Source organism: Pantoea sp. At-9b, from assembly GCF_000175935.2.
Classification (GTDB): domain Bacteria; phylum Pseudomonadota; class Gammaproteobacteria; order Enterobacterales; family Enterobacteriaceae; genus Pantoea.
Genome location: NC_014837.1, coordinates 2481142 through 2504588, shown reverse-complemented (window position 1 = coordinate 2504588; position 23447 = coordinate 2481142). Strand labels below are relative to the sequence as shown.

At 52.7% G+C, this 23447-nt stretch carries 23 protein-coding genes and 2 pseudogenes; 13 read left to right on the top strand and 12 right to left on the bottom strand.

The window, feature by feature from the left end; translation table 11 throughout:
- Positions 1–873: a MurR/RpiR family transcriptional regulator gene (locus PAT9B_RS11620; protein WP_041525961.1), complete on the bottom strand. Its 873-nt coding sequence runs from the start codon at positions 871–873 to the stop codon at positions 1–3.
- Between the two features lie 371 nt (positions 874–1244).
- Between PAT9B_RS11620 and zwf the strand changes: the two genes are divergently transcribed.
- Complete coding sequence (gene zwf, locus PAT9B_RS11615) at positions 1245–2720, top strand: glucose-6-phosphate dehydrogenase (protein ID WP_013509456.1); 1476 nt, start codon at positions 1245–1247, stop codon at positions 2718–2720.
- An 81-nt stretch (positions 2721–2801) separates the two neighbouring features.
- Here zwf and dhaR read toward each other — a convergent pair whose 3' ends face one another.
- Entirely contained in the window at positions 2802–4787 is a 1986-nt protein-coding gene (dhaR, locus tag PAT9B_RS11610) for a dihydroxyacetone kinase operon transcriptional regulator DhaR (RefSeq protein WP_013509455.1), read from the bottom strand.
- A gap of 448 nt (positions 4788–5235) precedes the next feature.
- On the opposite strand from dhaR, the gene PAT9B_RS11605 reads away from it, so the two are divergent.
- The 5 genes from PAT9B_RS11605 (at position 5236) to PAT9B_RS11585 (ending at position 10034) form a co-directional block, all read left to right on the top strand.
- Entirely contained in the window at positions 5236–5964 is a 729-nt protein-coding gene (locus PAT9B_RS11605) for an MIP/aquaporin family protein (RefSeq protein WP_013509454.1), read from the top strand.
- A 51-nt stretch (positions 5965–6015) separates the two neighbouring features.
- Positions 6016–7080, top strand: coding sequence for a dihydroxyacetone kinase subunit DhaK (dhaK, locus tag PAT9B_RS11600; protein ID WP_013509453.1), 1065 nt, complete (start codon positions 6016–6018; stop codon positions 7078–7080).
- 71 nt (positions 7081–7151) lie between these two features.
- Positions 7152–7775: a dihydroxyacetone kinase subunit DhaL gene (gene dhaL, locus PAT9B_RS11595; protein WP_013509452.1), complete on the top strand. Its 624-nt coding sequence runs from the start codon at positions 7152–7154 to the stop codon at positions 7773–7775.
- A gap of 31 nt (positions 7776–7806) precedes the next feature.
- On the top strand, positions 7807–9237 hold the full coding sequence (gene dhaM / locus PAT9B_RS11590; RefSeq protein ID WP_013509451.1) for a dihydroxyacetone kinase phosphoryl donor subunit DhaM: 1431 nt from the start codon (positions 7807–7809) through the stop codon (positions 9235–9237).
- Between the two features lie 158 nt (positions 9238–9395).
- Positions 9396–10034, top strand: coding sequence for a bifunctional 4-hydroxy-2-oxoglutarate aldolase/2-dehydro-3-deoxy-phosphogluconate aldolase (locus PAT9B_RS11585; protein ID WP_013509450.1), 639 nt, complete (start codon positions 9396–9398; stop codon positions 10032–10034).
- Positions 10035–10080: 46 nt separating this feature from the next.
- Here PAT9B_RS11585 and purT read toward each other — a convergent pair whose 3' ends face one another.
- The gene (purT, locus tag PAT9B_RS11580) at positions 10081–11259 is read right to left on the bottom strand and encodes a formate-dependent phosphoribosylglycinamide formyltransferase (protein WP_013509449.1); all 1179 of its coding nucleotides are present in this window, start codon (positions 11257–11259) and stop codon (positions 10081–10083) included.
- Positions 11260–11422: 163 nt separating this feature from the next.
- Here purT and PAT9B_RS11575 point away from each other — a divergent pair, with 163 nt between their 5' ends.
- A complete protein-coding gene (locus PAT9B_RS11575) occupies positions 11423–12076 on the top strand; it encodes a tellurite resistance TerB family protein (protein WP_013509448.1) in 654 nt (217 codons plus the stop codon).
- A gap of 120 nt (positions 12077–12196) precedes the next feature.
- The gene (locus PAT9B_RS11570; protein ID WP_013509447.1) at positions 12197–14260 is read left to right on the top strand and encodes a S9 family peptidase; all 2064 of its coding nucleotides are present in this window, start codon (positions 12197–12199) and stop codon (positions 14258–14260) included.
- Here PAT9B_RS11570 and exoX read toward each other — a convergent pair.
- Positions 14254–14922: an exodeoxyribonuclease X gene (exoX, locus tag PAT9B_RS11565; RefSeq protein ID WP_013509446.1), complete on the bottom strand. Its 669-nt coding sequence runs from the start codon at positions 14920–14922 to the stop codon at positions 14254–14256. The two genes, PAT9B_RS11570 and exoX, sit on opposite strands and share 7 nt — an antisense overlap.
- A 3-nt stretch (positions 14923–14925) precedes the next feature.
- Positions 14926–15156 carry a DNA polymerase III subunit theta gene (locus PAT9B_RS11560; protein ID WP_013509445.1) on the bottom strand — a complete coding sequence of 77 codons (231 nt, stop codon included), beginning with the start codon at positions 15154–15156 and terminating at the stop codon, positions 14926–14928.
- 153 nt (positions 15157–15309) lie between these two features.
- Between PAT9B_RS11560 and copC the strand changes: the two genes are divergently transcribed.
- From copC to PAT9B_RS11545, 3 genes are read left to right on the top strand one after another with little or no spacing between them, the layout of a single operon-like run.
- A complete protein-coding gene (gene copC, locus PAT9B_RS11555; protein ID WP_013509444.1) occupies positions 15310–15687 on the top strand; it encodes a copper homeostasis periplasmic binding protein CopC in 378 nt (125 codons plus the stop codon).
- Positions 15687–16568, top strand: a complete 882-nt coding sequence (copD, locus tag PAT9B_RS11550) for a copper homeostasis membrane protein CopD (RefSeq protein WP_013509443.1) — start codon at positions 15687–15689, stop codon at positions 16566–16568. Before copC ends, copD begins: the two co-directional genes overlap by 1 nt.
- A 33-nt stretch (positions 16569–16601) precedes the next feature.
- A complete protein-coding gene (locus tag PAT9B_RS11545; RefSeq protein ID WP_041525960.1) occupies positions 16602–16949 on the top strand; it encodes a YebY family protein in 348 nt (115 codons plus the stop codon).
- Positions 16950–17269: 320 nt separating this feature from the next.
- On the opposite strand, the gene PAT9B_RS11540 is transcribed toward PAT9B_RS11545, so the two are convergent.
- Both PAT9B_RS11540 and PAT9B_RS11535 read right to left on the bottom strand, forming a co-directional pair.
- Positions 17270–17578, bottom strand: coding sequence for a hypothetical protein (locus PAT9B_RS11540; protein ID WP_049792189.1), 309 nt, complete (start codon positions 17576–17578; stop codon positions 17270–17272).
- Positions 17579–18011: 433 nt separating this feature from the next.
- On the bottom strand, positions 18012–18197 hold the full coding sequence (locus PAT9B_RS11535) for a hypothetical protein (protein WP_013509441.1): 186 nt from the start codon (positions 18195–18197) through the stop codon (positions 18012–18014).
- Positions 18198–18756: 559 nt separating this feature from the next.
- On the opposite strand from PAT9B_RS11535, the gene PAT9B_RS11530 reads away from it, so the two are divergent.
- Positions 18757–19164, top strand: a complete 408-nt coding sequence (locus tag PAT9B_RS11530) for a type II toxin-antitoxin system HicB family antitoxin (RefSeq protein WP_013509440.1) — start codon at positions 18757–18759, stop codon at positions 19162–19164.
- Between the two features lie 48 nt (positions 19165–19212).
- Here PAT9B_RS11530 and PAT9B_RS11525 read toward each other — a convergent pair whose 3' ends face one another.
- The 5 genes and pseudogenes from PAT9B_RS11525 to PAT9B_RS11505 all read right to left on the bottom strand — a co-directional run bounded on the left by PAT9B_RS11525 (position 19213) and on the right by PAT9B_RS11505 (position 22248).
- A complete protein-coding gene (locus tag PAT9B_RS11525) occupies positions 19213–19476 on the bottom strand; it encodes a helix-turn-helix transcriptional regulator (protein ID WP_013509439.1) in 264 nt (87 codons plus the stop codon).
- 667 nt (positions 19477–20143) lie between these two features.
- A complete protein-coding gene (locus PAT9B_RS30615; protein WP_150105820.1) occupies positions 20144–20314 on the bottom strand; it encodes a phage tail protein in 171 nt (56 codons plus the stop codon).
- Between the two features lie 93 nt (positions 20315–20407).
- Positions 20408–21316, bottom strand: a pseudogene (locus PAT9B_RS11515) (baseplate assembly protein).
- 4 nt (positions 21317–21320) lie between these two features.
- Positions 21321–21671 carry a GPW/gp25 family protein gene (locus PAT9B_RS11510; RefSeq protein WP_013509438.1) on the bottom strand — a complete coding sequence of 117 codons (351 nt, stop codon included), beginning with the start codon at positions 21669–21671 and terminating at the stop codon, positions 21321–21323.
- Positions 21668–22248 (bottom strand): annotated as a pseudogene (locus PAT9B_RS11505) (phage baseplate assembly protein V). Before PAT9B_RS11505 ends, PAT9B_RS11510 begins: the two are co-directional and overlap by 4 nt.
- 103 nt (positions 22249–22351) lie before the next feature.
- Between PAT9B_RS11505 and PAT9B_RS11500 the strand changes: the two are divergent.
- Positions 22352–23428, top strand: a complete 1077-nt coding sequence (locus PAT9B_RS11500; protein WP_013509437.1) for a YiiX/YebB-like N1pC/P60 family cysteine hydrolase — start codon at positions 22352–22354, stop codon at positions 23426–23428.
- Positions 23429–23447: the final 19 nt, after the last annotated feature.

Genomic DNA, 23447 nt, shown 5'->3' with positions numbered 1-23447 from the left:
TTAATTATTTTGCTGTGCATTGATTTCCTGCTGCACATGCTTCTCCAGGCGCGAATCTCTTAGCGCCTCTTTCACGCGTTTCAGATTTTCGCGAAAAGAGGTGCCGCGCTCAAGGGTAAAACCCGTTGCCAGGACATCGACCAGGGTCAATTGTGCCAGGCGGGACACCATTGGCAAATAGATATCAGTATCCTCCGGGACATCGAGCGTCAGTGCCAGCGTGGCTTCTGCCGCAAGCGGTGAACCGGGTGAGGTGATAGCCAAAACGGTGGAAGCGTTTACACGCGCCAGGCGAGCCAGTTCTATCATATTTTTGGTTCGACCAGTATGTGATATGAGAACAAAAACGTCATTTGGTCCACTATTTATGCAACTCATGCGCTGGATCACAATATCCTCTGACCAGATGACCGGCAGATTAAAACGCAGAAACTTATTGGTGGCGTCATGGGCGACGACGGCGGAGGCACCCAGACCAAAAAACGCAATTTTATTCGCCCGTGTCAGTGCGTGAACCGCCTGATGAATGACAGCCCGATCCAGTTGTTGGCTGACGCGACTTAATCCGGCCAATGCGGAATCGAAAATTTTCTGGCTGTAGCTTTCGACGCTGTCATTTTCTTCCACACCACGGCTGACCCAATTCGGGCCTTTTGCCAGACTCTGTGCCAGTTGCAGTTTGAAGTCGGGAAAACCCCGCGTCCCCATACGATGGCAAAAACGATTCACCGTCGGCTCGCTGACCTGCGCAGCACGTGCCAGTGTAGCAATGCTGGAATGCATCGCCTCCTGCGGTGCGGCAAGGATCTGCTCTGCGACTTTTCGTTCTGATTTGCTCAGCGCCGGTAATTGCGCCTGAATCTGTTCCAGCATATTGATAACCCGATGACCACTCATCACTTTTGCCAATTTCATGCCTGGATGAAAGGGCGCTCTGTTTACAACAATATACCGTGTAAACTGCGGTCGCACGCAGTAGCGGATAAATGTAAATGCGATTTTTTTGTCATACTTTGACGCGCGATGGGTTTTCCCCGACAAATAGCGAAACAGAAAAAAGCGCCAAAAGCGCACGTGACAACACACGTTAGTCGTAAATGGCGTGCACAGTTATCGGATGCAACACCCCCGTTCGGGTTGTCCTGGAACCGGGAAAAAAGTACATTGTGCTGTAAGAAAATTACAATAAGGACCCGGTAAATGAGGACGCTCGACCGGGTATATCCTGCAACGAGGAGAGGAAAATGGCGGTAACACAAACAGCCCAGGCATGCGATCTGGTGATTTTCGGTGCCAAAGGCGATCTTGCGCGCCGGAAACTGTTGCCTTCACTGTATCAGCTGGAGAAAGCCGGTCAGATTCACGATACCACACGCATTATTGGCGTGGGCCGCGCGGAGTGGGACAAAGACGCTTACACCAAAGTGGTACGTGAGGCGCTGGAAACCTTCATGAAAGAGAAGATCGACGAAGCGCTGTGGGACAAACTCAGCAGCCGTCTCGACTTCTGTAACCTCGACGTCAACGACACCTCGCATTTCTCTCGTCTGGGCAAAATGCTCGACCAGAAAAATCGCGTCACGATTAACTACTTCGCGATGCCGCCGAGCACCTTTGGTGCCATCTGTGACGGTCTGGGTGCTGCCAAACTGAACGCCAAACCGGCGCGCGTCGTGATGGAAAAGCCGCTGGGTACCTCGCTGGAAACCTCGCAAGAGATCAACAACAGCGTCGGCAAATACTTCGAAGAGAGCCAGGTGTTCCGTATCGACCACTATCTCGGTAAAGAGACAGTGCTGAACCTGCTGGCTTTACGTTTTGCCAACTCAATTTTCGTTAACAACTGGGACAACCGCACCATTGACCACGTGCAGATCACCGTGGCGGAAGAAGTGGGTATCGAAGGCCGTTGGGGCTACTTCGATAAAGCGGGCCAGATGCGTGACATGATTCAGAACCATCTGTTGCAAATCCTCACCATGATTGCCATGTCACCGCCGTCTGATTTGAGCGCTGATGCGATCCGCGATGAGAAGGTCAAAGTGCTGCGCTCACTGCGCCGTATTGACCAGACCAACGTGCGTGAAAAAACCGTGCGCGGCCAGTACACCGCTGGTTTCGTACAAGGCAAAAAAGTGCCGGGTTACCTGGAAGAAGAGGGTGCCAACAAGCAGAGCGGAACCGAAACCTTTGTTGCCATTCGTGTCGATATCGACAACTGGCGCTGGGCGGGCGTGCCGTTCTACCTGCGCACCGGTAAGCGTTTGCCGACCAAGTGTTCTGAAGTGGTGGTTTACTTCAAGAACCCGGAAATGAACCTGTTCAAAGATTCCTACGCTGAACTGCCGCAGAACAAGCTGACGATTCGTCTGCAACCGGATGAAGGTGTGGACATCGAGATCCTCAACAAAGTGCCGGGTCTGGACCACAAACACAAGCTGCAAACCACCAAGCTCGACCTCAGCTACTCAGAAACCTTCAACCAGTCGCATCTGGCCGATGCTTATGAGCGTCTGCTGCTGGAGACCATGCGTGGCATTCAGGCGCTGTTTGTGCGTCGTGATGAAGTGGAAGCCGCATGGACGTGGGTGGATTCCATCATTGATGCATGGAACGCTGACGCCGATGCGCCGAAACCGTATCAGGCAGGCACCTGGGGACCGGTTGCCTCTGTGGCGATGATCACCCGTGATGGCCGTTCCTGGAACGAGTTCGAGTAACAAAATGATCCGTAGCGGCGCGATTTATCGCGCCTTATGAAGGTCGCACGATAAATCGTGCCGCTACGGAATGGCCTTATTTTACCGGGTCTTGTAATCTTCCAGATGAATATTAAAGGCTTTCAGCTTGCGCCACAGTGAGGTGCGGCTGATCTTTAGCGCCTGAGTAATTTTGATCGCTTTGCCCTGAAACTGCACGGCAGCTTTAATCAGTGCATCACGCTCCATATCGTTGAGGCTGTGTAAACCATTCGATGGCGCGACAGTCGCCAGATCGCGGACGCGTTCAAGCAATGTCAGCGGAATATCCTTCACCCGAATCATCGCGCCATCGCTATAGCTGAAAGCGCGCTCAAGCACGTTACGCAGTTCGCGGTTATTACCCGGCCAGGCGTAGCGCGTCAGCAGTTGCAGCGCATCCTCGGATAACGTCAGGTTCTTGTCGACTTCCCGGCTCATGATCTTCAGATAGCGTTTGACCAGCGGCGGAATATCTTCGCTACGTTCCCGTAAAGGCGGGATATGAATATCAAATGACTGTAATTCATACAATAAATGGCGGCGGAAACGGTTTTCATCGACATACTGGTTAATATCAACACTAGTGGTGGTGATCAGCCGTACATCCAGTGGCACCAGCAGCTGGTTGGCTTTGCTCAGCAACCCGGTTTTTAGCAGTTGCAGCAGCGCGGTCTGAACCTCTGTCGTCAAATATTCCACATTTTCGAGTAACAGCGTTCCCCCTTTCGCCAGTTCAAATTTTGAAATCACATGCTTATCACCATTGACGATGCCACCGAGAAACTCACTGCTCATGGTTTCGCGTGGCATGGCCTGGCAATTGATGGTGATAAAGGGTTTGTCCTGACGTTCGCTGGCGTTATGGATGGCCTGTGCCAGGTAGGATTTGCCGAGACCTTCCTCACCATGCAGCAGTACCGAACCACGGCCTTTCGCCGCCTGTTGAGCCAGGCGCACCACGCGGCGAATGGTGTTGGAAGTCCCGACATAGTCGAGGTCATCAAAAGTCAGCCGTGCACCGATGCCGCTATGGCGATGTACCAGTTCGCGAATGCGATCAATGGGATGCAGCAGGGCGATATAGCGATCCGAGGTATTATTGGGGCCTTTAACGATTTTCAGTGAAATCGCCAGAGAAATGAATGCACCGCCAAATTCGATGGCAGTCTCAAACAGCTCCACCTCGCGATTGTGGGCAATGGCCGTGAGGATGCTTTGCGGTAGCTTGATGATGTCGTGAATGTTCTTGCCGAGAATTTTTTCACTTTTGACCCCAAACAGGTCGCTACCGTTGATATTGAGATACAGGATCGTGCCTTTATTGTCCCACGCCAGCACCCCTTCTTCCACGCCGTCCAGCAACGCATGCACCTCACTAAGGTGTTGATTGGACTCAGCTAAAACCAGATCGGTATTCAGTTTGGCCGTGATCTGCTGCTCAATGGAATGCACCAACGCCAGTCCCAATGCCGGGGCGCTCTCATGCCCGGTGAGCAAAATCACTCCGACGGCCCCCATTAGCGTGCTGTCGCTGTCGAACACCGGTGCCGCGCAGATCTCAAACGGGTGCAGATGTCGGTTGAAATGTTCATAGCCTTTAATACTGAGGGTTTCATGCAACAGCAGCGCACTGGAGATAGCGTTATTACCCATCATACCTTCACGCCAGTAAATACTTTCCCGAATACCGAGCGGTGTCAGCCGGATCGCCATCGACGGCGTGGCGTAAAACTTCAGCGTGCAGCCCGTTTCGTCGGTGACAAAGATGGCGCAATCCGGTGCATCCAGATATTCAAAGATGTCCTCAATGATGGGGGAGGAGATATTCAGCATCTCAGATTGGTTACGGCACAGTGACTCGAAGGTAATGCCTTTCGCATAGAGTTGCTGTGGCCAGTGATCATGACGCAGCAGACGCCGACAGCGTAGCCAGGACTCCTTTAACCAGGGTTTGATGTCCGGGCGGTCGAGGCTGGTGAGGTTATTATATAGCTCCGGGTCCTTGGCGATGAACGCCCGCCATATTGCTTTCATATTAAGACGCATGCATTGCCTTCCTGGGGAAAAGGGGCCAGCGATTAATCAAGCCTGTCTGGAAATGTGCCGAACATCGCTGTAAAGCATAGCGCGATGTGTCGCGTATTTTTATTCTTACCGCTAAATCAGCGTGCCAATTTGTGACAACGATCTGGAAATGGTTTTACCGATGATTAAGTCATTTTGTTTTAACTTAACTTGATGTTTTTTATCTATTTTTATATTTATTAAAGGTGGTGGTGTGAAACTCCTCACATCTTTGAATACAGTATGATCGCGGTCAAATATCGCTGAATTCATCCGCGATATTGTTTCTTTTTGCAACGTTAACGGAAAAAATAACGTTTCTGAAATGAACAAAAAAATATTTTTTACAGCTGTTTTCTCCCTTTCTATTCTCAAGCTGTTCTTGCATAAGACGACCAGCTCGATCACCAGTTAATAAAAGGAAAGGAAGATGAACATCTTTTTATCAGAAATGGTCGGCACCATGCTGTTGATTCTGCTTGGCGACGGTGTGGTGGCCAACGTGGTATTAAAACAAACCAAAGGAGGAAGTAGCGGCTGGATTGTCATTACCGCAGGGTGGGGTTTTGCGGTGACGGTCGCGGTTTATGCTGTCGGCTGGATCAGCGGTGCGCATCTCAATCCGGCAGTGACGTTAGCGGTATGGCTCCAGGGCGGCATCCCGGGAGGGATGGTGCTGGTTTACATGCTCGGCCAGCTGGTTGGCGCGTTTCTCGGTGCCATCCTGGTCTGGCTAACCTACAAGCGCCATTACGATGTTTCCGATGATGCTGGACTTATTCTTGCCACTTTTTGTACCGGTCCTGCGATTCGCGACTATAAATGGAACCTGGTCACTGAAATTATCGGTACGGCAATGTTGGTATTCGGGGTGCTGGCGATTTTCAACTCGCACAACGGGATTGCCGGTGGTTTTGGGCCATATGCGGTTGGTGTGCTGGTGTGGAGCATCGGTTTGTCACTCGGTGGCCCTACCGGTTATGCGATCAACCCGGCGCGTGATCTTGGTCCGCGTATTGCGCATGCGTTGTTGCCAATTAAAAACAAAGGCGACTCCGACTGGGGTTATGCCTGGGTGCCTATCGTCGGCCCATTAATTGGCGGTGCGGTCGGCTCTCTATTATACAAATTCTTATTACCTCTCTTATCTACTCCATAACAGTCGCCCCCCGGGCCGCCGCGGCCCGGGGGGCATGACGAGGAAAGATTGATGAAAAAGTTAATCAACAAGGTTGATGATGTTGTCAGGGAACAACTTGAAGGCTTTGCCCTGGCGCATCCGGAATTAACGGTCAATATCGAACCTTTCTATGTCTGTCGTCGCACCGATAAACCGAAAGTCGCCCTGATTTCTGGCGGTGGCTCCGGGCATGAACCGATGCATGGCGGCTTTGTCGGTTTTGGCATGCTGGATGGTGCCTGTCCCGGGCACATCTTTACCTCGCCAACACCCGATCAGATGTATGAATGCGCGCAAAAGGTCAACAGCGACAACGGAATCCTGCTGCTGATTAAAAATTACACCGGCGATATTCTCAACTTTGAAACCGCCGCAGAGTTGTTGCATGGCGAAGGCATTCCGGTGCAGGTCGCGGTGATTGACGATGATGTGGCGGTAAAAGACAGCCTGTATACCGCCGGACGCCGTGGTGTTGCCACCACCGTCTTGGCAGAAAAAATCCTCGGAGCGGCGGCGGAAGAAGGTTATAGCCTGGATGAATGCGTGCAGCTGGCAACGCGCATCGGCAACCGTGGGCGCTCAATCGGCGTGGCCTTGTCGGCTTGTACCGTCCCGGCGGCGGGGCGGGTCAGTTTTGATTTAGCCGACGATGAGATCGAGTTTGGTATTGGTATCCACGGCGAACCCGGCATTCGTCGCGAGAAGTACAGCGACTGCGATACGTTGGTCACGGAGATGCTGAACGAAATTCTCGATAATACCCCCTACAGTCGGGTATTGCGGCAGTGGGATGGCGAGAAAGGTGAATGGGTGGAAAACAGTCAGACCACCGAACCGCTGAATGAGCAGGACAGCGTGATTGTGCTGGTCAATGGCCTGGGTGGCACGCCGTTATCGGAATTGTATGCGGTGTATCGTAAGACGGCTGAAATTCTGACTGCGCACAACATCCACATTGCGCGCAACCTGGTCGGTACGTTCTGTAGTTCGATTGACATGCAGGGGGTTTCGATCACGCTGTTAAAAGTTGATGAAGAGATGCTGACATTGTGGGATTTCCCGGTCAGCACCCCAGCGCTACGCTGGAAAATGTAACGCAGTGTCGCGGCCCGCGAGTGACGGCGGGCCGCACTGGCACTGGATGATATCACTCCTCGGGGGATCAAATGGTCGTAAGCAAAAAACAGGTGATTGATTGGCTGGATGCCTCAGCAACGGTTTTTGAACAGCAGCAAGAGTTTCTGACCAATCTGGACCGCGAGATTGGCGATGCCGATCACGGCCTGAACATGAATCGCGGCTTCAAAAAGGTGAGAGAGAAATTGCCGACGCTGGAAGATAAGGACATTGGCACCATTTTGAAAAATACCGGGATGGTGTTGTTGTCGAGCATTGGTGGTGCCAGCGGGCCGCTGTACGGAACCTTTTTCCTGAAAGCCGCCGAATGTGTGATGGCGAAAGAAGAATTAACGGTGACGGATTTATACAACCTGTACCGTGAAGGAACGGACCGCATCAGCGCACGCGGTATGGCGCATCCCGGTGATAAAACCATGGTGGATACGTTGTCTGCCATCGTGACCGCGCTGCAAAACCACCAGGAAGCCCCGTTGAACACGGCACTGAACGCGGCTTTGCAGGCGGCGGAAGCTGCGACCAAAAGCACTATCCCGATGCGGGCCGCAAAAGGGCGTGCCAGTTATTTGGGGGAACGATCGATCGGACACCAGGACCCCGGTGCCACCTCCAGCTATCTGCTGTTTAAAACACTTTGTGAGGTGGTGGGTTAACAACTGCGGTCCTCAATAAGGTTGTCAAAATATGGTCAATATTGTGGTGGTTTCTCATAGCAGGAAGCTTGCTGAAGGCGTCATTGAACTGGCGTCACAAATGACTCAGGGAAACGTGAAGTTTGCGCTGGCGGCGGGCATTGATGACCCCGATAACCCAATAGGAACAGATCCTGTTGCGGTTATGGCGGCGATAGAGGACGTGCTGGATGACGATGTGCTGGTGATGGTCGATATGGGCAGCGCGATTCTCAGCACGGATATGGCGAAAGAGTTGCTTGGCGAGGAAAAAATGGCGCGGGTGCAGATCTGCGCCGCGCCGCTGGTGGAAGGGACCGTTGCGGCGGCGGTCGCGGCGGCATCCGGCCAGACTATCGGTCAGGTTATGGCTGAGGCCCATCAGGCGCTGGCCGCGAAATATGCCCAACTGGGGCAGAGCGCATGGCTGTCCGCACCGCAGGAAGCGGCGTCGCCGACCGCGACCGATCAAGACAGCAAAAGCTTCTCCTGGACGATAACCAACCCGACCGGCATTCATGCGCGTCCAGCGTCGGCGATTGTCCGTTGCCTGAATCAATTTGATGCGGAGGTTGACATCGTCAACGGTGACCGGGTGATGAATGCCAGGAGCATGAACAATGTGGTGCGGCTCGGCATCAAATGCGGTGATGTCATTACGTTGCTGGCGCGTGGTCCACAGGCGCAGCAGGCGATCGACGCCTTTGCCGCGTTGGCGGCAACGCAATTCGGCGACAGCGACAAGGCGCAAAGTCAGCCGGCAAAAAATAAACCCGCAGCACTGGAGGTAACGCTATGTCGCATCAATCGTGGCCTGCCGCAGCTATCACCACGCGCGGTTGAGGCGAACGAGGCTGAAATTGCCCGGCTCAACCACGCCATTTCGCTGGCGAAACAGGAACTGGATGGCGTGATAGCTGCCACGGAACAGCAACTGTCGGCGCATGAGGCGGCGATTTTCTCCGCGCACCAGATGATGCTGGAAGATACCGAATTGTATGACACCACGCTTGAACGGCTGGCACAGCAACCCGCGCCGATTGAGCAACTGTGGCTCGACGTCATTAGCCAGATGGCGGATGAATACCGCGCCATAGAAGATGCGTATTTACGCGAAAGATATATTGATGTTTACGATGTCGGTATCCGGGTGTTGCGCTTGCTGCTCGGTCATCCGCTGTTCACGCCACCGCAACTGCATGCGCCTGGACTGATTATCGCCAATTACCTGTTACCCTCAGAAGTGATGACGCTGGACGTTAATGCCACCGGGGGGATCTGTTTTACCGCCATCGACAGCCAATCCCATGCGGCGATCTTAGCTGTCGCGCGGGGGATCGCGGTGTATATCGACAGCAACGGACGGCGTAGCCAGGCATGGCAGGATGGCGCTCTGGTGCGTCTGGCGACAGATTCCGGTGAGATCATGGCGATTACGTCGTGAGAGCGATTCATGTTGTGCCTTTTCATCATCCTAAATTGAACCATGGTTTCAAAAACCTGGTGCCGCCGATGGACGTGAGTCACGCCGATCTTGTATGGTAATGCTCAGGAACATCCCGCAGGTCTGAATGGCCTGACTGAAAACCCTTAGGAAACGTGATGAAAAACTGGAAAACAAGTGCAGAACAGATCCTGACCACCGGACCGGTTGTACCGGTCATTGTGGTAAACAAACTGGAACACGCCGTGCCGATGGCCAAAGCGCTGGTGGCGGGCGGTGTGCGCGTGCTGGAAGTCACCCTGCGCACGCCGGTGGCGATGGATGCGCTGCGCGCCATGATCAAAGAAGTGCCGGAAGCGATTGTTGGGGCAGGTACCGTCATCAATCCACAGCAACTGAAAGAAGTCACCGACGCCGGTGCGCAGTTTGTGATCAGCCCGGGCATCACTGAACCGCTGCTGAAAGCGGCGGTGGAAGGTCCGGTGCCGTTGATTCCTGGCATCAGCACCGTGTCCGAACTGATGACCGGTATGGACTACGGTCTGCGCGAGTTTAAATTCTTCCCGGCGGAAGCCAACGGCGGCGTCAAAGCGTTGCAGGCGATTGGTGGACCCTTCCCACAGGTACGCTTCTGCCCGACGGGGGGGATCTCTCCGGCGAACTATCGTGACTATCTGGCGCTGAAAAGCGTGCTGTGTATCGGCGGTTCCTGGCTGGTGCCAAACGATGCGCTGGAAGCGGGAGACTGGGAGCGTATTACCCATCTGGCGCGCGAAGCCGTCGCGGGCGCGAAATAAGTAAATAAGTGAAGCGCGGTGAGCCAGGTGCTCACCGCATCAGGGATTAACCTTCGACTTTTACCGCAGCAGCGGCTTTGATAGCGCGGGCAATGGCATCGTCGGTGTTGTCACCGGTGGCGAGTGCGACGCCGAGACGGCGTTGACCGGCAATTTCTGGTTTACCGAACAGGCGTAACTGCAATCCTGCCCCCAGTGCAGCTTCAACATTCACGAAGCGGACATTGGTGCTCTCCAGTTGCGGCAGAATCACTGCCGAGGCCGCAGCACCGTACTGACGGATACCGCCAATCGGCAAGCCGAGGAAAGCGCGTACATGCAGCGCGAACTCAGACAGATCCTGAGAAATCAACGTTACCATGCCGGTATCATGCGGGCGCGGTGACACTTCGCTAAAGATGACCTCGTCACCACACACGAACAATTCCACGCCGAACAGGCCATAACCGCCCAGTGCGGTGACCACTTTTTCAGCGATTTCCTGCGCCCGTTGCAGAGCCAGTTCGCTCATCTGCTGCGGCTGCCAGGATTCGCGGTAATCGCCATCTTCCTGACGGTGACCGATTGGCGCGCAGAAATGAATGCCATCCACCGCGCTGATGGTCAGCAGCGTGATTTCGAAATCAAACTTCACCACCCCTTCCACAATCACACGTCCGGCACCGGCACGGCCGCCTTGTTGCGCGTAATCCCAGGCCTTATCGAGCTGGCTGGCGTCACGGATAAAGCTCTGGCCTTTACCGGATGAACTCATCACCGGTTTGACGATGCAGGGGAAACCAATGGCAGTGGCCGCCGCAACAAAGTTTTCTTTGCTGTCGGCAAATTGGTAAGTGGAGGTTGGCAACGCCAGTTCTTCGGCAGCCAGACGACGGATACCTTCGCGGTTCATGGTCAGGCGTGCGGCACGGGCAGTCGGCACCACCTTTTGTCCCTGCTGCTCCAGTTCAAGCAGTTTTTCTGTGGCGATAGCTTCAATTTCTGGCACCACGAAATCGGGTTTTTCCAGCGCAATCAGGGCGGCCAACGCGTCACCATCCAGCATGTTAATCACATGGCTGCGGTGGGCAACATGCATAGCAGGCGCATCGGCGTAGCGATCCACCGCGATCACTTCCACACCCAGACGCTGGCACTCCAGTGCCACTTCTTTACCCAGCTCGCCTGAACCTAACAGCATGACACGCGTTGCGGCAGGACGCAGCGCGGTTCCGAGAGTCGTCATAATTTCACCTTAGCAGTCAAAATGCGCGCGCAGTATATACGAAAACGTTTGCGTTCTCATCTTTTCCACATCACAAGGTTTGCCTTACTTTGCGCCGTTCTGACGTTTCCTGACATCCACTGCGGCAGCATGTGAAACCCGGATCTTAAACAGGAGTTAAACGATGAATAACTGGCTGCAGCAAATTCAATCGGTACTGAAGAAGCAGGGAAGCGGCGGTAAAGGGAGCGGATTAAGCGACATGCTGGCCCCCGGCGCGTTAGGTGGACTGGCTGGCCTGTTGATTGCCAGCAAATCTTCACGCAAGCTGCTGACCAAATACGGCGGCAAAGCGCTGATTATCGGCGGCGGGGCAGCAGCGGGCGCAGTGCTGTGGAATAAATATAAGCAACGGGTACGCGAAAGCCATCAGGATGAGCCAGGTTTTGGTCAGGTGCAAACGCCGCTTGATCAGCGAGCTGAGCGCCTGGTCACCGCCCTGGTGTTCGCCGCCAAGAGTGATGGCCATATTGATGATCGCGAACGTGCCGCGATTGAACAGCAGATTCATCAGGCGGGCTATGGTGCGCAGGCGGAAGCCTTGATCCAACAGGCGATGAACCGCCCGCTTGATCCACACTGGCTGGCGGCCGATGTGAAAAATGAAGAAGAGGCACTGGAACTCTATTTCCTCAGTTGCGCGGCCATTGACGTCGACCACTTTATGGAGCGCAGTTATCTGGCGGCGCTGGGCGATGCCTTAAAGATCCCGCAAGATGTGCGTGACGAAATGCAAAACGATCTCGCGGCTGAAAAAGCTGCCTTACCCGCCAGTTAATCCCCGCACAGGCCACCTGTGTGGCCTTGTTTTACATTTTCCTGGTACTCAATGGCTTGGCATCCAGCGCGATCGGTGCCACGCTTGCAGGATGTTGTCTCTTCAGGGAAATAAACCGTTATGAATCAGCCTCAGGCAAAAAAAATCCCTCACCCAATGACCCTGCACGGGGAAACACGCACCGACAATTATTTCTGGCTCCGTGATGACGATCGGGAAAATCCCGACGTGCTCGATTATCTGCATGCCGAAAATGACTATGGCAAAGCGATGATGGCCAGTCAGGCACCGCTACAGGATCGGGTGTTGAAAGAGATTATCGACCGCATTCCGCAACAGGATCATTCGGTACCCTACGTGAAAAATGGCTACCGCTACCAAAGCCGCTATGAACGCGGCAATGAGTATCCGGCCTATTACCGTCAGCCGCAGGACGCCGCTGTCGCTGCCGAGTGGCAATTGCTGCTTGATGGCAATCAGCGCGCCTCGCACAGCGATTTCTACACTATGGGCGCGCTGGCGATCAGCCCGGATAACCAGGTGATGGCGCTGGCAGAGGATTTCCTTTCCCGCCGCCAGTATGGCATCCGTTTTCGCAACCTGGTCAGCGGTAGCTGGTATCCCGAGGTGCTGAGTGATGCGTCGTCCAGCCTCGCCTGGGCCAATGATTCGCGCACCGTCTATTACGTGCGGAAGCATCCCAAGACCTTGCTGGCTTACCAGGTATGGCGTCACGAATTGGGGCATCCGCAATCTGACGATCAACTGGTGTACGAAGAGCAGGACGATACTTTCCATCTTAGCGTGCACAAGACTACCTCTGAGCACTTCATCCTGATTGCGCTGTTTAGTACCACCACCAGCGAAATTCAGCTGATTGATGCGGAGTATCCGGACGCCCAGCCGCAGGTATTTTGTCCGCGTCGCCGCGACCACGAATACACCGTCGACCATTATAATCATCAGTTCTATATTCGTTCGAACCGCGAGGGTAAGAATTTCGGCTTATACCGCAGCGCCTGGCTGGCAGAACACCGCTGGCAAACGCTGATTCCGGCCCGCGATCAGGTGGTACTGGAAGATTTCCAGCTGTTCAAACATTGGCTGGTGGTGGAAGAACGGTCGCGAGGGGTGACCAGTCTGCGCCAGATCCATTGGGAAAGCGGCGAGAGCACCGGTATTGCGTTTGACGATCCCACTTATGTGACCTGGCTGGCCTATAATCCCACGCCGGACAGCGATACGCTGCGCTACGGCTATTCGTCCATGACCACGCCGACCACGTTATTTGAACTCAATATGGAAAGCGGGGAACGCCGCGTACTCAAACAGACACCAGTGCCGGGTTTCAATCCGGATGATTACAAAAGCGAACATCACTGGATCACCGTGCGTGACGGCACTGAGGTTCCGGTTTCGCTGGTCTACCATCGTCAGCACTTCCAGGCGGGCAACAACCCGATGCTGGTATATGGCTATGGTGCCTACGGCAGCAGCATGGATGCCAGTTTTGGTACCAGCCGTATCAGCCTGCTGGAGCGTGGCTTTGTCTATGCCATTATCCATGTGCGCGGTGGTGGCGAGCTGGGACAGCAGTGGTATGACGACGGTCGGCTGCATAACAAGATGAACACCTTCACCGACTTTATTGATGTCACCGAAGCGCTGGTGGCAAAAGGGTTTGGTCATCCGCAACGCTTGTATGCAATGGGTGGCAGCGCCGGGGGATTACTGATGGGGGCGGTAATCAATATGGCACCGCAGCTCTATCACGGCGTGGTGGCGCAGGTGCCGTTTGTGGATGTCGTGACCACCATGCTCGACCCCTCCATTCCATTGACCACCGGTGAATACGATGAGTGGGGCAATCCGGAGCAGGAAGCGTATTACCAGACCATCCGCCAGTACAGCCCGTATGACAACGTAACCGCGCAGGACTATCCACATTTGCTGGTGACCACCGGTCTGCACGATTCGCAGGTGCAGTACTGGGAACCGGCCAAATGGGTGGCAAAATTGCGCGAGCTAAAGACCAACGATACGCTGCTACTGCTGTGCACCGATATGGATTCGGGCCACGGTGGCAAATCGGGACGCTTCAAATCCTATGAAGGGGTGGCGCAGGAATTTACCTTCCTGATTGGCCTGGCGCAGGGCGTGCTGCCAGACCGTCACGACTACTGATCACTCTTCACGTACTTGCGCAGCGCCTGCCGCAGTGGTGGGCGCAGATCGCGCACATTTTCCAACACCCAACGCAGATAACCGGGATCTTTGCGCGCAATGCTGCCGATACTTTGCCCGCGATATTTGCCGAACGGGAACACATCATCAGCCACTGGCGCTGGCTGGCAGCGACTGACCATCTGCTCGGCATTCCAGCCCGATTTTTCCATGATACGAATCAGCAGGGCAGCGGTGACGTAGCAATCGTAGAGCGCACGGTGTGCATGCAAATCGGCGGGCGGTGTGACGTCCAATTTCAGGCTATGCCGCAGCGCCTGGTTGCCGTATTTCTGACCAGGCCACAGCTGACGCGCCAGCGTCATGGTACAAATCCATTGCCCGGGCATTTCCGGCAACATACGGCGATCAAAACTGGCGTTGTGCGCGACATAGTGCGGGCTGCCGTGGTAACGACCAATCGCCTGTTCAATGGTGGGTTTGTCGGCGACCATGGCTTCAGTAATACGATGGACCGCCATCGCCTGGTGGCTAATCGGTCGATCCGGGCAGATCAAATCGCTCATTGGATTGAGAATCTGACCGTCGATCACATCCACCGAAGCCACTTCAACCACGCCACCTTGCAAACCGCAGGTTTCGGTATCGATCACGCGTAACATAGATTATTTCTGCTTCGGTTCATAAGGCAGACGAGAAAGGCTGAGTGATTTCTGACGATATTGCATCAACCGCTGACGAAACCAGTCGCGCAGCGCTTCTGGCTGCTCTCGCTCCACCAAATCCGCCACCACCGGCATATTGTAGCGCTCTTTAAACGCCACACCGGCTGCTGCCAGATCGACATTCACTTTGTCTTTCTCTTCCTGCGACAGCAGGGCAAGGTTTTCACTCATGCTTTTCTCCTGATAAACAGGGGCAAAAGTAATGTTTTCCCCGTTCAGGATCAAGGGAAAAGGGATCGCATTGCAGGTATCGACACCTGCGGATCAGCAGCGTATCCTGCTGCCACGCTTGCGGCGGCTTGCCGTAATAAAGAGGATGATCTGATGAAGAAGACTACATTCAGCCGCGTGGCGGCATTGTTGCTGGCGTCATCTGCGCTGGCCTTCAGTCAGTTTGCGCTGGCACATGCTCACCTTAAAACGCCAGTTCCGGCCGATAAAGCGACGGTTGATACATCACCCAAGTCGTTAACGCTGACGTTTACCGAAGATGTGGAACCCGCGTTTAGCGGCGTTGAAATTCGTGATGCGCAGAATCAGACCGTACCGGTGGGGAAAGTGCAGGTGAACGATAAGCAGCATGCGCAGCTGATCGTGCCGATTAACCAGCCGCTGCCAGCAGGCAGTTACAAAGTGAACTGGCATGTGCTCTCGGTGGACGGTCATAAAACCAAAGGCAGTTACCAATTTAGCGTGAAGTAATGAGCCTGAGTACCCTGTGGGTGTGCCTGCGGGCGTGCCACTTTTTGTCTGTGCTACTGCTGACTGGCAGTGCGTTTTATACCGCACTGTTGGCACCGGCGCGTTTTCGTCCGGTACTGGCTGTTCGTCTACGAACCGTGCTGACACTGAGTGCGCTGGGGAGTTTACTGGCGGCAATATTGATGCTGGCGACCCAGACGGGCCTGATGAGCGGGGACTGGCACAATGTGTATGATGGTGACACCTGGCAGGCGGTACTGACTACGCGTTTTGGTCAGGTGTGGCGTTGGGAAATCCTGTTTGCGTTACTGAGCGTGCTGGCGTTATTGCTGCGGGGCAGACTGTGTCAGCAGATGTTGTTGCTCAGTGGATTGCTACAACTGATCGCGCTGGCCGGAGTGGGGCATGCCGCCATGCGTGATGGCTGGCTGGGGGCCTTACAGCAGGCGAACCACGCATTGCATCTGATCGCTGCGGCGTTCTGGAGTGGCGGGTTGCTGCCCCTGCTGTTACTGATGCGTGATGCACGCAACATCGCGCACCGAACGGATGCGATCCGCAGCATGATGCGCTTCTCGCGCTATGGGCATTTAGCGGTGGCGTTAGCGCTAGTGACCGGCATGTTCAATAGCCTGTTGATTGCCGGTGACCCGCTGCAATGGCAGCCGACATGGTGGAGCACGCTGCTGATTACCAAGGTGATGCTGGTGATGTTAATGGTCACGATTGCGGTGATTAACCGCTACTGGCTGGTGCCGCGTTTTCGTCTGGCTGGCAGTGATGCATCATCAATATTTATTCGCCTGACGCAGCTTGAGCTGCTGCTGGCGATCGTTGTAATTGGGTTGGTTAGTGTGTTTGCTACGCTGGCACCAACCTGAATCATCTATACCGATTGAATGTATGAGGTCGACATTTTGCTGAAGAAACTGATTCCAGCTTGTGTGCTGATGGCACTTTGCAGCCAGGCGATGGCAGCGCAGATTATCACCATCAGCCGTTTTGAGATTGGTAAAGACAAGTGGCCGTTTACGCGGGAAGAAGTGATGCTGAGCTGTGAGAAGGGCGATGCGCTGTTCGCCATCAACCCCAGCACCTTGTTGCGTTACCCGTTGAATGACCAAGCGGAAGCAAACCTGAAATCGGGTCGGGGCACCACCGAATCGATCAGCACGATTCAGGCTGACGATAAAGCCCATCCGGGACAGAAAATGAGTCTGGAGCCAATTATCGCCCGCGCCCAGGCGCTTTGCGACAAGTAAAATCCTGCTGCACGGCGCGGCAGAGCCTGCTGCGCCTCATCCCTTTGCCTATTCTGCCGTCGCGATCACAGAGTCGACAGCTTTCCTTACCCCCGGCGACAGTTGGCTGGAAAATAATCACCCGTGGTCTACCTTTAAAAGGCAAGGCGACCTCGCCTGCATTAATGCCAACTTTTAGCGCACGGCTCTCAAAGAGCCATTTCCCTGGACCGGATACAGGAATCGTATTCGGTCTTTTTTTGTCTATATGATTTATAACTAATTTTGAGTGAATTCCTCTCATTTCCCTTTTCATGGAAGATTGGCGGGTTTTCCTCGAACTAAATCCCGCTTAAATCGCGAGCTTCAGCAAATTCCCCGGTCATTGCATCCGGCATAACCGGACCCGCTGAGCACCCACCAAACTTGACGAATGAATAAATAAGGTTGTCAGAAGGATTACTGATTCGGCACTGTTCTATGACTTCATTCAGATCCAGCCCGATGGCCTCCAGCCGCAACGACACGGGCAGCACAATTTTGTGGCTGATCTTGCTCTGCGTGATAAATAACCTTCCGTCTGCAATGTCACTGAACTTCATCCCGGTGGTATCTAAACGCCGCTGTCCGGTAAGCAACTTGATATTCATCGCATCTTCTGATCGTAAAACTGGACATCAAAAGGCGTTTGCTCAGGCGGTGCTTAATAAAGTGAAGGCATGGTTCAATAATAAATAGTACATAAATTTATCGCGAGCTATTTACTCTTTCGATTTACAGAAATATAACTCCCAAGAGTTGAAGTTACGCCTTGTTGTTTAGCGCGTTAACTTAAAGAGTAAACAAGTCCCATCGCTCTGTGAGAGTCAAAGCGCGCCGCAACAGATTTCGACTGCTGCCCATCAAAAACAGCGACAAATATCTAATTTAATCAACCTGATTCAGAGGCAAAACGGCTGCATGGTCAGAGGTTCGATTCTTTTTTCAGGACCATAACAGAGCCGCAGCCTTAATTGGCAATCCAGATGTGATCTATGGTTGTTCTCTGTGGCCTGCTATTCTCAAAATCAGGAAGTTTTGCGATTACATTTCAAGACTGGCAGCAAACATTGCAAGAGCCTTGGTCACAATAGCTGACTGTGGTTCCCCTGTTTGCGCTGAGAGCGATTCAAGCAAGGTGATAGTGTCAGTATGCAGCTTGATACCTTTCACTTTCATGCCTCGCTTTTCATCGCTCTTTTTCTGCCGGTCGACAGTTGACTGTGTCATGTTCAATCCTCAATTTTTGAGTAAGGGGTTGTCGGGGATTTCTCCCCCTCGCCTAACGGGGCTTAGTAAGCTGGCTAGCTAATAACAGAGAAAATAATCAGGATGATGATTAATTTCGTCATACCCCTTTCTCTGTTGGCCTCGGTTTCTTTCGAGGTCTACCGTTTCAGTATCTTGCTGATGCAATTAATCGCAAGTTAAGCCACATCATCGTGTAACATTATTTCACTGAAAACTGAATAATATCAAATTCCTAATTGGTTCCCGTCTGATGCAAGAGCCTCTGCGTGTCTTGAAGTCTCTTCGTATATCCGAGTAAACAAAAATGTTGATAACGTAAGCATTAATGCTTACTGTAATCACAAGCTCAACAGAATTGAGGAGTGGTGAAGCAAAGCGAGTTCAGGCAGTGGCTTGAATCTCAGGAAGTTGAGGTTTCAAACGGTGCTGCCCATCTGAGATAAAAGAACCACTGCGAAAGGCGATACTCTAGTAGATTGGCCTGAAATCACAAACTGATCCTGCAGGGTTGGTACTCGCGGATATTCATCAAAACGATATGCGATATCCTATAAATCTTGAACCGTGCGAAGGCGGGTTTTTCGTTTCGTTCCCGGATATCCCGGAGGCTTTGACACAGGGGGATACCCGTGAAGAGGCATTAGGAATGGGGATTGATGCGCTAGTGACAGCCTTCGAGTTTTATTTTGAAGAGGGCAGAAAAATCCCGGAGCCAGGAGTGATAACCGGCGATTTCGTGGAAGTGCCAGCCAGTGTGATGGCAAAGGTGCTTATGCTCAGCGCGTTCGTTGATTCCGGCTTAACTCAGGTTGAGCTGGCTAAACGCATAGGCGTTACAAAACAGGAAGTGACACGGATATTCAATCTGCAACACGTCACCAAAATCGACACAATACAGAAAGCGCTGGCGGCGTTGGGTAAGCGGTTGGAATTATTAGCATCATAAAATACTAATATGGTGCTTATTTGCAAAAGCCAACTTTGGTGGGCTTTTTTATTTAATCTCTGCACCAATCTCCTGCATCTTATGAAGCACCTTGCTCAACTCATCTTCTGACAAAGTCAGTTGAGCAGCCAGAAAGAACAGAATGTGCGGAGACATCTCGCGGGGTGTTTCACCACCAGTGTATTTGCGCCATTGGCTGTTACTTGCAACCCCGACTAAGTCAGCCATCTGGTTACCGGTGTAGCCCAAATCATCTTTAAGGTGGATCAGGTCATCTGTCGTTGGTGGGGAATATTGTTTAATCAGTCTCATCAGCGCACCTGTCAAAAAACTCTGCCGGGATTTAGGTTGTTACACTACGTGACGAATAATAGCCCCTTTGGTGCTACGTATCAATTGATGGATGTGCGAATTTTTGCCGGTTAGGCTCAGCAGGTTGATTGCGAGGTCTGTAACCAAATCCAATAGTAAAATATCACGACATCACAGCGTGGTTATCCATCCGGTGGCTGGATACCGCACCAGTCCGTCAGCATCATGAAATGATGTCCAAATCTCAAAATCACAGGGTACTGTGCAATCTTCACAAAAATCCTGCTTAAATAATCAGGCGGATATCCGCTGATAGCAGGGGGTAGATATGAGTGATAACAGACCTGTACCGTGGCCGTGGTATACGTCCATAAGTAGAATTCTTAATAGTAATGATCCTACCATCACAGTTTGGCCTGTTTCAGTATCAACAATAGGGCAGCTTGCAAGGGAGCTCCTTGGAAGAGAGTGTCAGATTTATAGAAAGGGTGATGAGCTAATAAAAGATATCGTCGAAGGACGAGTCACTATATGCCTAGATGAATCCGGCAAGCTAATTGATATCTTTGTAGAAGTACAGCTTCCTGAGAAGTAGAACTCAGCCGTTGGGCGAAAATCAGCAAACAAAATCGACCTATCCGGGAAAGTTTTTTAATGACAACCTTCCTTAGGATAAAGATGAAGAGTAAAGGCGGCATTTCTCACCGATGAGCGCCGTCTGTGATGCGTCAGGCGTCGGCAGCGTGCTGCAACCGCCACCAACCGCTATTTGTATGATTTGCAGCTTCGTCCCGAGCGCTGCAACGTTTGCCAGCCCGGCCGCGCCGCCGGTACTGATGTTTCAAGGGTATAGGAATAAACAGTCAGCAGGTCGCTGCAGTAGCTGGCAGCGGCAACCTCAAGCGATGATGAACCGGTGGGAACCAGGCGATCACTCATCCGATCCCCCCACGGTCAGTACATAGCCGGTGCAGTACGCCGCCTGCGTTTTATCCAGCACCACATCGGCAACCGGCTTAATCAGGTTGACGCGCTGCACGCCTTCAACGTGCATGGCGGCATACAGGGCTGAGAGGCGGATATCCCGCCCGAGGCGCTTCTGCGCGGTGATATAGGCAACGAGTTTTGCCTCTGAGGCGGCGCGGATGGGTTCGGCCTCCGGCCCCGGATAGAGATACAGCCCGGCCTAAATCTCATAATTCACGATGTCGGCCGACTGCACGCTGACGCGGTCGGCCACCGGCCGCACGTCTTCATCGTTCAGCGCGGCATCCACCACGACCAGCAGATCATCATCTGCCACGCCGTTACCCTCGCGGGCAAGGATGGTGACGGTGACAACCGCAGGTGACGGGCTGATAGCTGACGCATCTGCCACCCGGCCGTCGGCGCTTTTTGCGTGATACTTATAGGCACCGGTCGGCCCGGCGACACTCAGCCCCTCGAAGGCGGCCGCGATACGGGCGCGGAAATCATCGCTGCCCTCCATCTCTGCCGCCGTGGGCGGAATGGTGGTGTCGTCGGCTGGGGTGATGGTCAGGCGGATGACGCCGTTGTTTGCGCCGAGCTGGTCAAGGTCGGCATCCAGTGCGTAAGCAACCATAACCGCCTGCGCCGCTTCATTGATGCGCTGGCGCAGGATCAGCTCACGGTAAGCGTTTTCCTCCAGAATCTTAACGATGGGATCAGACTCCAGCGCAAGCGTGGCGGCGATAGCGGCCTGCTGTTCTTCCGGGAAGAGCGAAATCAGCGTGGCTTTGCGTTCGGCCAGCAGGGTTTCATAGTCCAGCGTTTCCACCACGTCGGGCGCGGGCAGCTGGCTCAGGTCGATAGTTGCCATGTTCTCAGCTCACAGGGACGGTTAAGGAAAAGGTCTGTGCGGTGTCGGTACGGTTGCCGGTCAGCTCGACCACCATGCCGCCGTTAAAATCGGATTCGTAGCTGATGCCGGTCAGCTTTACGCGCGGCTCCCACTGGATGATCGCCACATAGCAGGCCGACATAATCTGGAGGCGCAACGCAGCATTCTGTGGCTGGTCGATTAGCGCTGACAGCAGTGAGCCATACTTGCGACGCATCACCCTGGAGCCAATCGGCGTCACCAGAATGTCGCGAATGGACTGCTGGATATGTTCGAGGCCGGTCAGGGCTTTGCCGGTTTCGCGGTTCATGCCGATGTATTTTTCGGTTGTCACTCGGTGCCCTCCGTCATAGAGGTGCTGCGCTGGACGCTGCCATGTTTATGGGCATGTACGATTACACCGTCAGAGCTGAAGCTGCTGCCGCTGTGTTTGATAGCGCCCTCCATCGTGCCGCCCTGCGTCACTTTCAGCGTGGCGGTTTTGAGCAGGGTGGTGCATTCCACCTCTGGCACATCCAGCAGAATTTTGACGGCGGCTTTGATGGTGGCGGTCTGAGTACCGCTTGCCGTCAGCGCGCCGGTTTCCGGTTCGTACTTAATCACCGCGCCGTCGGGAAAGGACCAGTGCACCGCATCCGCAGAGGCTGACGGGGCCGGGTTGTCATCGGAGAAAATGCCGGGTAGCACAAAGCCGGTATCGAGTTCTCCGCCCAGGCAAAGGATGAGCATCTGTTCGCCTACTGACGGCGCATTCCATGAACGGTTTTTTCCCGCGTGGGCATTCAGCCAGCCGGTGGTATTGTTTCCTGTATCGATCGGCATTGCCCGTCGTCCAGATTTCCGGCGGAAACGGTGCCACTGCGGATCAGGTTGCGCAGCAGGCGCAGGATTTCGGAGATTTCAGAGTTCATTATAAGATATTTAATCTTCCTCTAAAGATTTACCATTGGTTGTCGTTTATTAGTTGACTGGCAAACAAACGTGAACATTCGTACATAAAAAAGGAAAATAAAAGTGGATGCTGTGACAGATATTAGGAAAAAATACATACTTAATTTGGGCGCGCTAATGCCTGGGGATATAATTTTAGAGCATGGGTATAAAATTCATAGCCAAGCAATCATAAAAGTGACAAAAAGTTATTATTCGCACGCTATGCTCTATGAAGGTTCAACAATAATTGAAGCCACATCTAATGGAGGTGTTTTTAGTAAAGTCCCCAATAGATTTGCAGTTGTCGGGGAAAATGACATTAAAGTATTACGCCTAAAAAGTGAGGTTAATGCTGATGTCATGAAGTTAATAACTACAACATCACGCACTTTAGTAGGCTCAAGCTATAGTACATCTGAGGCTATAAAAGCAGGGAAGGATAAAAAACCTAAAACAGCAAATGTCAAAGGTCAGTTTTGCTCAAGACTCGTTGCTCAGTGTTATAAGGCCGGCGGTGTCAAAATTGTCGAGAATGTCAATTATTGCTCCCCGGGCGATCTAGAAAGATCCCCGTTTCTAATTCCTGTCGAAAATGCTTTAAAAGAAGCAACTGAAGATGAGTTGGCTCATGCATTAGCCCCAACGATTCACAGGAAGCATCAGGAAAGCACGGTTCAGTGGGTTAAAGCAGCAAAAAAAATCCTGAAGAAATCTGGTGTTGAAGTCGAGACTATAAATGACATCCATCATGCGACAATGACTCTCAAAGATCCGAAAGTTGACAAGTTGATTTTGAAAGAAATAATCAAGTCAGGGCATTACGAATTTTACCTCGCTGATAAGGAAGTCAATCCATTTCGATATGACATCGATCTTTTCTCTGATGCTATTAAAGGGGATTTATCAGCTATAAACTCTGAGATACATAAGGAAGTATCAATTGTTGAGGTTCAATCACTTAACTTGCAGAATACAATTAAGAATTTTGAAATTTACCCCAGCAAATTAATGGCTGCAGAAGTGAGTCTTTGCAAAGACATTCTCACAGTTGTTGCCGAAAGATTAAAGATTATAGTTGATTACTGTGAAGATAAGAAATTATCTCCAGAATACCTCCCGATTGCAATGGATATGATAAAATACATTAGAGATATCTGATTTTTATTACTTTCCTATT